We start from the raw sequence: 9774 nt of genomic DNA, 5'->3' as shown, positions 1-9774 counted from the left end.
ATCCGGCTGTCGGACCTGCAAGGAAGCCATCCCAATGAACGTATTGCCCATCCCTGCTTCGGGACTGCCTGACGGCGCGGTAATGCCGAACCATACGCTGTCCATCGTCGTCCCCATGTACAACGAGGCCGAAAATGTCGAGCCGCTGCTGGCACGGATCCACCAGGCGATGGAAGGCTACGACCAGCCCTGGGAGGTCGTGCTGGTCGATGACGGCAGCACCGACGCGACGGTGAGCGAGATCAGGCGCCTTGCAGTGCATTACGGCTCGCATGTGCATGCGGTCGAGCTGGTGCGCAACTACAAGCAGACCGCCGCGATGCAGGCCGGCATCGACGCGGCGCGCGGCGACGTCATCGCCACGATCGACGGCGACCTGCAAAATGATCCCTACGACATTCCGCGCATGGTCTATCGCCTGCTGAGCGAGGATCTCGACCTGGTGGTCGGCTGGCGCAAGGACCGCCAGGAAGGGTTTTTCATGCGCAGGCTGCCCTCGCGCATCGCCAACGCGCTGATCGCGCGCGTCACCGGCGTGCGCCTCAAGGACTATGGCTGCAGCCTTAAGGTCTATCGCGGCAACGTCATCCGCAGCGTCAAGCTCTACGGCGAGATGCACCGCTTCATCCCGGCATGGCTGGCCACGGTGACGACCCCGAGACGCATCGCGCAGGAGGTGGTGACGCACCATGCCCGCATCCACGGCCAGTCCAAATACGGCATTTCGCGCACCTTCAGGGTCGTGCTCGATCTGGTGTTCATGTACTTCTTCATGCGCTATCGCACACGGCCGGGACATTTCTTCGGCGGCATCGGCATCGTGCTTGGCGCGCTGGGTTCGCTGATCCTTGCCTACCTGCTTTGCCTGAAGCTGTTTTTCGCCGAAGACATCGGAACGCGCCCGATGCTGTTCACCGGCTTCTTCCTGCTCATCGCCGGGGTGCAGATGGTGACGTCGGGCGTGCTGGCGGAAATGCTGGCACGCGTCTATCACGAGGCGAACGGAGCATCGGCCTATGTCGCGCGGCTACGGCCGCCGGCCGGCGACAATGACGGCTGGCACGCCCCGGGCCGACCATCGTGACCTGATCGGAATGCCACGGAGGTCCGCGCCTAACGAACGCATGGCGGTTGGAGGGCAAGAGGCAAAGCGCAACGTCTGCGCAAACCTCCCGCCCTCCACTCGCGCCCCCCCGGCAAAGACCCGGCAGCAGTCAAATCGGCCGCGCTTCAGGTCTGATGGCTTAGTAACGCGAACGGCAGCTGGCGCGCTGGCCGAAACCGCTCGGACCACATATCCAGGGCGAATGACCCAGGAGCGGGCCGCCATTGCCCAGACTGTAGGAGACCTTCACCGTCGCCGGCCTGCCGACCCGCTGCGGCCGCACGAAGGCCGCATAGGCCTCCTCCCTCGTACGCGTCACGTTGGTCATCTTGGTGAGCGGTTTGCGGTTGATCAGATGCAGCCGCTTGTCCTTGGCGTAGTGCACCCTCTGGCCAAGCGAATGAACCACGGGCTTGGTGCCGATCGAGCTCGTCTTGGTGGCATCCATGCTTTGGCAACCGGACATCATCGAGATCAATGCAACCGCGGCAAATGCACAGGCATGTTTCTTGCCGAGCCTTGCCCCTCTTTCCATTATTTTGTTCATCGCTATCCCCTGCCATGAAATACAAGTCGCTGGAGCGCGGAGATATATTGCTCTTATTTGCTTTCCGCACCACGCGAGTGACCCATCGCCACTCACATCATGAGCTGTATATTAGGGGAGACTTATTAAATATCATGCAAACGATATGATGAGCGCGGTCTTTCGGCACTCGACCGGATATTATTAAAATTTGACCTTTTGGGCCCGTGTCTGGCCCTGCTACAGCTTGCCGGCCGGCTATCAAGGCAAATGCGGTTCAGGGGAGTTGTTTGCGCACGGACGCCTGTCGGCGTCAGCGTGGCGGATTCCAGGCGGGGTCAAGATGGAATGTGCGGGTTCCGCTCCCGCCGCGCCCGGCTCCGGAAACCGGGTAGGCCACGCTGACGATGCGCATACCGCCTGCCCCCTGCTGGAGCCCATATATGCCTTCCAGGCCGCGGTCACAGAACGCGGCGCCCGGGACGAAGAGCGCAACGCCAGCGAGCGAGGTCTGCAAGGCGAGTTTCGCGGCATTGCAACGCAACGAAATTTTGTTCTCCACGAGGTGCCTGGTGATGATCACGACCACAAGCAATCCGTAGACGAACGCATTGAAGGCAGCGAACCAGTAGAAGCCGGCGGCGTCCGAGGCGCGGTCTACAAGAAGGACCGGCAGCGAAGCTCCCATTGCAAGCACCACATAGGGAACAATAACGCGGGCAGGCAGCAGGTTTTTCGGGCCACTGCCCTTGGGGGTAACGCGAAAATCGACGAACGACTTGGTCAGATAATCGCGGATCGACGACAGCGTGCCCGCCAGCACCCACGGCCAACGAGCGAAAAATGAGAACAACATTCCCTCCCAACTGATCGTCTTGGCGGTCAGTGGGCGCGACAGCCCGAAGGACTTCAACAGCATCACCAGCACAATCAGCGAAATCGAGTTCGGCGCATAGTATAGAAGGAAGTCAATATACGTCACATTGGCGAAATTCTGACCCGTAAGAAGCGCGTATATCGGCATGATGTACATGAGAAGCGAAAATACGGCGAAAAGCGGATACCAGAGCTGGCGGAACAGGAACTGGAATTTCAGCCGTGGCGATACCTTGGAAAGGTATATGGGCGAGTATTCGAGCATGATCGTCATCAGGCTCCGCGACCACTGGAACTCTTGCGTGACAAGATCGCCAAAGGTTTGCGGGCCGTCGCCATGGGCAATGGCGTCTATGGCATGCACACCGCGCCAACCAGCCGCAATGAACAGCATGGACGTCGAGTGATCTTCGGCCAGTTCCGGGCCAAGGCCGCCGACCTGCTTGAGCGCTGCGGTTCTCACGGCATAGTGCGAGCCGATGCAGAGCGGCGTTCCGTCGCCCGTGTGGCCGGACTGCAAAGGTCCGTGGAACATCCCTTCCGGGAACAGCCGGCCGCGTGCCGACCAGCTTTCAGCGGCATTGTTGTCGCATATGCTCGGCGCCGATACATAGCCAACCGCCGGGTCGGCAAAGGCGACCAGGATTTCCCTGAGATAGGTTGGTGTCGGGACGTGGTCCGCGTCCATCTGAGCGACGAAGTGATAGCGTTCATAACCATAGTGGTCGTAGAAGAAGGCCAGGTTTCCCTCTTTGCAGCGCGTCCGGCGGGGCCACACCTTGCGGTGATAATCTTCCCGCCCGCGCCGCGTCGAAATCATGACGTTATGGGCATCGCACCAGGCAATCGTTTCCTCGGACGGGTCCTCGTCGGCCAGCCAGGTATCATGCGGACAGTCCTGCGCCAGCATTGCCTCGAGGGTTCGCGCAACCACGGAAAACGGCTCTGACGGAGCCTTGGTCACCACCATCGCGACACGCGAATGCTTCGGGATCGTGTGAAGCCTGGACGGCTTTTTCATCGCATGCACGTTCAAGAGAAAATACATCGGCATGAATGTCAGCCATACGAGCGTCAATGTCGCCAGCATGTATGGGATAACGTGTTCGATGTGCCCGGGCTGCAGCCACCAGAACCAGAAAAATCCGAACGTTACCGACCAGCAGGCAAGTCCTAGCTTCCAGATCCGCTTCTGGGCGGCCGACAGCACGGGCACCAGAAAAGGAGGCTTCTCCGCCGCCTTCCCCGGAGCTGCCCCACGCCCCCGTTTCGGCATGGTCTTACTGCCGATGATCCCCACGTCCGCGGAAACACTCATACACTTTACTGCCGCCACCCGAGCATCAGCCAAACGACGGCCGATGAGCCTAACCCAGCAGCAGAATCCGCTCAGGCATCCTTAGAGTCAACTAAATTAGTTATTCCTTAACTATGGTTCTTCAGAACTGGTTAAGGATAGTCCGGTGGAACAGTTTCCACCGACCAGCACGTGAACGATGAGCCGCAAATTTTTCAGCGCTGGAGAATTCGCCGGGCCAAAGCTGTCCGGCAAGGATCGAACTTTGAGAGCAGCGTTAACCATGTCGCGCGCATATGGTTAAGCAACCGTTAATTGCACTTGACTCTTGGTCGCGACCGGCTCTTAAATTAGCCAGGGATGATATATCGGGATATTGACGCGAATTTGTGAGTATCGCGGCGAACTTTCTCTCGAGCGCCCCCTGTATAGGGCCTTGAGAGATAATTTTTTGGGTGGCTCTGTGTCAGGTTTCGCACATCCGCCAACGGGTCGCTCCGAAATCCCGCAGATTCTGCAAATAGAGCCGATCGGTTTTGGGTAATCGTGTCGATCAAGCATCGATGCGCACGGGCGAAGCCTTAACTTCCGCAAGAGGTTGGGGCCATGGGAGATCGACATGAAACACTCCACAGTAAAAGCACTTGCAATCGCGCTGGCATTGGGCGGAAGCGCCGCGTTCCCCACGGCAGGAGGCGCTGGCTCAGTAGCCGCGACGGACCCCGTCCAGACGAGCAGCGCCGCCTCGGCGTTCGGATCCTACGATCCCTACGGCGACTTCAGCGCCGACAAGAGCGCCAGCATCGAAGAGCTGTTCCTGCCCTGGGAAGACGTCGATCTGTCGACGCTGCCACTCGCCGACGCCTATGCGCTGCAGCGCGGCCGTTCGCTGCTGATCACGGTTGAGCCGTGGACCTGGTCCAAGGACTGGCGCATCACCCCGCCCGAATTGCGCGACGGCATTTTGAGCGGCAAATATGACGCCAACATGCAGGCGATCTGCGACCTGGTGGGACAGATGAAGAGCCCGGTGACCATTCGCTGGGCGCAGGAAATGGAAGACAAGAACGGCCGCTTCACCTGGGCCAACTGGGCTCCCAAGGACTGGATCTCCGCTTACAAGCGCGAAGTCGACATCTGCCGCAAAGCTGCCCCCGCAGCCAAGTACATGTGGTCGCCCAAAGGCGAAGAGGGTTTGGAAAAATACTACCCCGGCGACGACTATGTCGACGTCATCGGCCTGTCGGTGTTCGGTCTGCAGAAAAAAGATGATGACGAGACCGGCCGCGACCGCACCTTCGCTGAGCTGCTGAAGCCCGGCTATGACCGCGTTGCAGTGTTCAACAAGCCGATCATCGTTGCGGAACTCGGCTATGTCGGGAAGCAGGACTATGTCTCGAAATGGCAGGAAGATTCCCGCAAATCCTACGCGGAGTTCCCGGCGCTGACTTCGGTTGTCTACTTCAACCAGAAGGAAGTGTGGCCGTGGCTGGGTGGCTATGGTCTGCCCGACTGGAGGGTGACCCAGCACGTCCTGCCGTAGACGCATCGTGCTGATCGACCCCGACGCGATCGGGATCGACTTCCAATCTCCTTGTTTGATCGTGATCCATCCCGAACCAGCGGTTCGGGATGAGGATTGAGGCGTGGCGTAAATCAGTCTGTGGAGAAGTTTCGTGAAGCGGGTAGTGGGAAATTATCTTGGAGCGGCATTCGCCTGCTCCGTTCTTGTTCTTGCCTTCCAGGCTCCTGCGACAGCCAAGACGGCGATGAAAATCGCCGAGCAGGCTCAAGAGGCCACAGCGGTTCCTGACGAAGGCGTCTACCAGATCTATCAGAACCATTCGTGGCTGTGGGGCAAGAAGGGCGCCGGCTTCTTTGCCGTCAAGCAGAGACAGTTCGAGTCCTGGACCCACGACAAAGGCAAGTCGGGCTATGGCGACGGCATGTGGTTCATTCCCGGCGGCGGCAAGCTGTGCTGGCGTGCGCAATGGCACGGTTCCTGGGGCGTGAAGGGCTCGATGACCTGCTTCGAGCACCGCCAGGCTGGCAAAGTAATCTACCAGCGCAAGGCTCCGGATGGCGACTGGTATGTTTTCAAGAGATTGAAACACGGCGACTACGTCACCCGGAAACAGAACCGGATCAAGGCAAGACTGTAGGATCGTGTCATCCGCCACAAGCGGCTGGTCTACGCCTTGCGCTCCCAGCGGCGATCTGGCGTCTGTTGCCAGTAGGTGACGTCGTGGCCAGCGCTCTTCATCACCTTCCAGTGTCCTCGCGCCGCCTCGAGCTGGGCGGCATCGTGGCCATCGAACAGGAACACCGCGCGCTCGTAGCCGCCAAGGTCAGGCGGCACCGCGCCGTCGACCAGGAACCTTATCTTGGCGTCGTTGGGATTGCCGTCGCCGGTGGTCAACAGAATCGGCTGTTCGCCGGGATGAGCCTCACGATCGGTTGCGTGCGCCAGGAACGAATCGTCGCGGAAGGTCCAAAGATGCTGGTCGAGCGCATCGCGGCGTTCCTCGGTGCCTGTCTGCACCACGGCGCGCCAGCCACGGTCGACGCTGCGCTCCAGGAGGCCTGGCAGCGCATCCTCCAGCGTCGATTCGGTCAGGTGGTAGAACAGAACGTCGGCCATCGCTTCAGCCTATAGTGATCGAACCCGTTCACTGCTCATAGTTATCGCGCACCAGCCGGTCGAGCAGCCTGACGCCGAAACCGGAACCCCACGACTGGTTGATCTCGTTCGACGGCGCCCCCATGGCCGTGCCGGCTATGTCGAGATGAGCCCATGGCGTGTCCTTGACGAAGCGCTGCAGAAACTGCGCCGCGATGGTGGCGCCGCCAAAACGGCCGCCGATGTTCTTCATGTCGGCGTTCTTGGAATCGATCAGCTTGTCGTATTCGGCGCCGAGCGGCATGCGCCACAGCCGTTCCTGAGTCGCCTGCCCCGCCACCGACAATTTTTCGGCCAGTTCGTCATTGTTGGAAAACAGGCCGGCATAATGTTGGCCGAGCGCCACCATGATGGCGCCGGTCAGCGTCGCCAGATTGACCATGAATTTCGGCTGGAAGCGGTCGTTGCAGTACCACAACGCATCGGCCAGCACGAGGCGGCCCTCGGCGTCGGTATTGAGCACCTCGATGGTCTGGCCCGACATCGAAGTGACAATATCACCGGGACGCTGGGCATGACCGTCGACGGCATTTTCGACCAGTCCGATGATACCGACGACATTGGCTTTCGCCTTGCGGGCCGCCAGCGCATGCATCAGGCCGGTAACGGCGGCGGCGCCGCCCATGTCGCCCTTCATATCCTCCATGCCCGAGGCCGGCTTTATGGAATTGCCGCCGGTGTCGAAAGTGACGCCCTTGCCGACGAAGGCGATCGGGCTGTCCTTCGGCTTGCCGCCGTTCCACTGCATGATCGCCATGCGGGCGCCGCGTGGCGAGCCTTGCGCGACACCGAGCAGCGAGCCCATGCCGAGCTTCTTCATTTCCTTCTCAGCCAATATCTCTACCTTGACGCCTAACCCCTCGAGTTCCTTGGCGCGGGCAGCGAACTCGACCGGCCCAAGCACGTTTGCCGGTTCGTTGACGAGGTCGCGCGCCAGAAGGACGCCGTCGATCACCGCCTCGGCATCGGCGAAGGCCTTCTTCGCAGCGGCCGGATCGGCGGTGTGGATGGTCACCTTGACCGGCTTCTTCGGCTCTGCCTTGCCGTCGTCCTTGTCCTTCCTGGTCTTGTACTTGTCGAAGGAATAGCTGCGCAGGAGAATGCCCGCGGCAAGGCTTGCCGCGTCCTTCGCGCTCGGCGAGGCGCCGACCACATCGAGGATCACCGCTACCTCGGTCGCCTTGCGCAGCGACGCGGAAACGGTGCCGCCAAGCTTCAACCACGCATATTCGTCCAGTCCCGACACCTTGCCGGTGCCTATCGCCACCAGTCTGTCGAGCGACGCTCCCTGCGGGGCCAGAACTTCCACCGTGCTGGCGAACTTGCCGGTGAACTCAGCCACGGGAAAAGCCCGCTCCAGTGTCTTGCCGGGATCACTGGCCTTGGCGACGTCGCTCAGGCCGCCCTCATCCGCCGCGAGCACGAAGACCGTGCCCTTCTTGTTCACCGCGCTCTGGGACCCGGAAAATTTGGCGAAGGCGATCGATGGTCTTTGATTCATCATGTCCTGCTTTCAGGGAATGCGCGACTTTTGGGGAAGCGGTTCGAAACGATGCGCGACATTTGGTCGTTTTCCGGCATTTGGCAAGACTTTGCCGAATTGGCATCCCATATGACCTATGGAATCGATGACGATTCGTCGCGGCACGGCCCCGCTTTTTGCCGCAACTTGTTGTTAACCATCGATGTTCGCCCTTTCTTATCCATTCCCGCCGACACTCCGCCCAGCCGGGGGGCGTGATGTGGGACAGAACCCGGATAGACCATCTGATGAGCCAGTTGTGCAGGCGCTGCCGGACAGCTACCTTGTTCGGCGGCATGATGCCGTTCGAAAAAATCGAGAAAAGCCTTCATGAAGGTCGTTGAACGCTACATCATGCGCCGCGCTTTCGTGGTCTTCATGGCCGCTCTTGTGTGGACGCTGGCGATCGTATGGACGACGCAGGTGCTGGCAAAGATCGATCTGGTCACCGACAGCGGCCAATCGGCGCTGACCTTCTTCGAAGTCGCCGCCCTCATCCTTCCGTCCATCATCCCGATCGTGGTGCCTTTTGCGCTTGTGGTGGCGGTCGCACAGACACTCAGCGTCATGAATTCGGATTCCGAACTTGCCGTCGTCAACGCCGCGGGGGCCTCGCGCTGGACGATCGTGCGGCCGATCATGTTGCTGGCGCTCGCCGCAGCCGTTTTTTCCTTTGCCGTCGACAACGGCATCGATCCTTACGCACGGCAGAAGAACCGGGCCCTGGTGGCGTCGTCACGCGCGGATCTGTTGTCGCTGATCATCCAGGAAGGCACCTTCCGCAAGATCGACGACGGGTTGTTCCTGCAGGTCGGCGAGCGCCTTCCCAACAATCGGCTGGGCGGCATTTTCGTCGCCGATTCGCGCGAAGAAGGCGTCAACCTCGTCTACTACGCCAAGACCGGCAGCATCATCGAACGCGGCGGTGAAAAGGTGCTGATGATGAATGACGGCGTCATCCATCGCAAAACGCTGACCGGCGATCTCTCCGTCATCCGCTTCACCTCCTATGCCTTCGACATGTCGGCCTTCATGGCGGCGGCTTCAGCGGTGACGCTCCTGCCCAAGGACCAGACGACGCAGTACCTGCTCAACCCGAGCGCCAACGACAAGTATTATCAGCAGAGCCCCTACGAATACCGGGCCGAAGTCAACCAGCGGTTCTCGGAATGGACCTATTCCATGGTTTTCGCGCTGATCGCGCTTGCGGTCGCCGGGGATGCGCGCTCGCACCGCGAGGCGCGCGTCAATCCGCTGATCACGGCGATCACGATATCGCTGTTCGTGCGTTGGCTGGGCTTTTTCGCCGCCAGCAAGGCGGATGAGATCCCGCAATATGCCTATATGGTCTATGGTGTGCCGATCGTGGCTTCCGCGGTGGCGATCTGGTTCATCGTCTCGAACCGGACACTGGAACTGCCCGTGACCTGGGCGGACTGGATGACAAACTTCGCCTCGCGCATCGCTGACAGCTGGAATGCTTTCAAATTGCGTTTGTCCAGGCGCGGCACATCAGGGCAAGGGGTCGGCTGATGGGCTGGACACTGGGCCGCTATTTCTTCTTCCGCTACGTGACGATCACCATCTGGTTCTTCATCGGCCTCCTAGCGCTGGTGTTCCTGATCGATTTCACCGAGCTGTCCGGCCGCACCACCGGCCTGCCCGGCTTCACCTACGGCACGGCGGTAGCCATTTCAGGCCTCCGTATGCCGATGATCATGCTGCAGACGGGGCCGTTCGTCGGTCTCTTCTCGGCGATGGCGACGCT

General features: G+C 60.4%; 8 protein-coding genes and 1 pseudogene. 5 read left to right on the top strand and 4 right to left on the bottom strand.

Annotated elements, in window-relative coordinates; translation table 11 throughout:
- The first annotated feature begins 82 nt into the window (after positions 1-82).
- A complete protein-coding gene (locus tag EN925_RS10460; protein WP_198032118.1) occupies positions 83-1084 on the top strand; it encodes a glycosyltransferase family 2 protein in 1002 nt (333 codons plus the stop codon).
- A gap of 160 nt (positions 1085-1244) precedes the next feature.
- Here EN925_RS10460 and EN925_RS10455 read toward each other — a convergent pair whose 3' ends face one another.
- Together EN925_RS10455 and EN925_RS10450 are read right to left on the bottom strand one after the other, a co-directional pair.
- Positions 1245-1652, bottom strand: coding sequence for a hypothetical protein (locus EN925_RS10455; protein WP_013532500.1), 408 nt, complete (start codon positions 1650-1652; stop codon positions 1245-1247).
- A gap of 292 nt (positions 1653-1944) precedes the next feature.
- Entirely contained in the window at positions 1945-3825 is a 1881-nt protein-coding gene (locus EN925_RS10450) for a cellulose synthase catalytic subunit (protein WP_127384679.1), read from the bottom strand.
- A gap of 598 nt (positions 3826-4423) precedes the next feature.
- Here EN925_RS10450 and EN925_RS10445 point away from each other — a divergent pair.
- Positions 4424-5347: a glycoside hydrolase family 26 protein gene (locus tag EN925_RS10445; RefSeq protein ID WP_013532502.1), complete on the top strand. Its 924-nt coding sequence runs from the start codon at positions 4424-4426 to the stop codon at positions 5345-5347.
- A gap of 133 nt (positions 5348-5480) precedes the next feature.
- Entirely contained in the window at positions 5481-5966 is a 486-nt protein-coding gene (locus EN925_RS10440; protein WP_013532503.1) for a DUF995 domain-containing protein, read from the top strand.
- A gap of 29 nt (positions 5967-5995) precedes the next feature.
- Here EN925_RS10440 and EN925_RS10435 read toward each other — a convergent pair whose 3' ends face one another.
- Both EN925_RS10435 and EN925_RS10430 read right to left on the bottom strand, forming a co-directional pair.
- Positions 5996-6445: a DNA polymerase III subunit chi gene (locus tag EN925_RS10435; protein ID WP_013532504.1), complete on the bottom strand. Its 450-nt coding sequence runs from the start codon at positions 6443-6445 to the stop codon at positions 5996-5998.
- A gap of 28 nt (positions 6446-6473) precedes the next feature.
- Positions 6474-7985, bottom strand: a complete 1512-nt coding sequence (locus EN925_RS10430) for a leucyl aminopeptidase (RefSeq protein WP_127384698.1) — start codon at positions 7983-7985, stop codon at positions 6474-6476.
- Between the two features lie 351 nt (positions 7986-8336).
- Here EN925_RS10430 and lptF point away from each other — a divergent pair, with 351 nt between their 5' ends.
- Both lptF and EN925_RS10420 read left to right on the top strand, forming a co-directional pair.
- Positions 8337-9539, top strand: a complete 1203-nt coding sequence (lptF, locus tag EN925_RS10425) for an LPS export ABC transporter permease LptF (protein WP_013532506.1) — start codon at positions 8337-8339, stop codon at positions 9537-9539.
- Positions 9539-9774 (top strand): annotated as a pseudogene (locus tag EN925_RS10420) (LPS export ABC transporter permease LptG); the annotation flags it as partial. The gene lptF and the pseudogene EN925_RS10420, both read left to right, overlap by 1 nt.

The sequence above is a fragment of the Mesorhizobium sp. M7A.F.Ca.US.006.04.2.1 genome, from assembly GCF_004022915.1.
Taxonomy (GTDB): domain Bacteria; phylum Pseudomonadota; class Alphaproteobacteria; order Rhizobiales; family Rhizobiaceae; genus Mesorhizobium; species Mesorhizobium ciceri.
Note: the sequence above shows the minus strand (reverse complement) of the source record. Positions and strands in the feature narration are given on the sequence as shown.

Bases quoted from the DNA above. Each gene is read 5' to 3' on its own strand.
- EN925_RS10435 (WP_013532504.1), bottom strand. From the start codon at position 6,445: ATGGCCGACGTTCTGTTCTACCACCTGACCGAATCGACGCTGGAGGAT.
- EN925_RS10460 (WP_198032118.1), top strand. From the start codon at position 83: ATGCCGAACCATACGCTGTCCATCGTCGTCCCCATGTACAACGAGGCC.
- lptF (WP_013532506.1), top strand. From the start codon at position 8,337: ATGAAGGTCGTTGAACGCTACATCATGCGCCGCGCTTTCGTGGTCTTC.
- EN925_RS10455 (WP_013532500.1), bottom strand. From the start codon at position 1,652: ATGAACAAAATAATGGAAAGAGGGGCAAGGCTCGGCAAGAAACATGCC.
- EN925_RS10445 (WP_013532502.1), top strand. From the start codon at position 4,424: ATGAAACACTCCACAGTAAAAGCACTTGCAATCGCGCTGGCATTGGGC.
- EN925_RS10430 (WP_127384698.1), bottom strand. From the start codon at position 7,985: ATGAATCAAAGACCATCGATCGCCTTCGCCAAATTTTCCGGGTCCCAG.
- EN925_RS10450 (WP_127384679.1), bottom strand. From the start codon at position 3,825: ATGAGTGTTTCCGCGGACGTGGGGATCATCGGCAGTAAGACCATGCCG.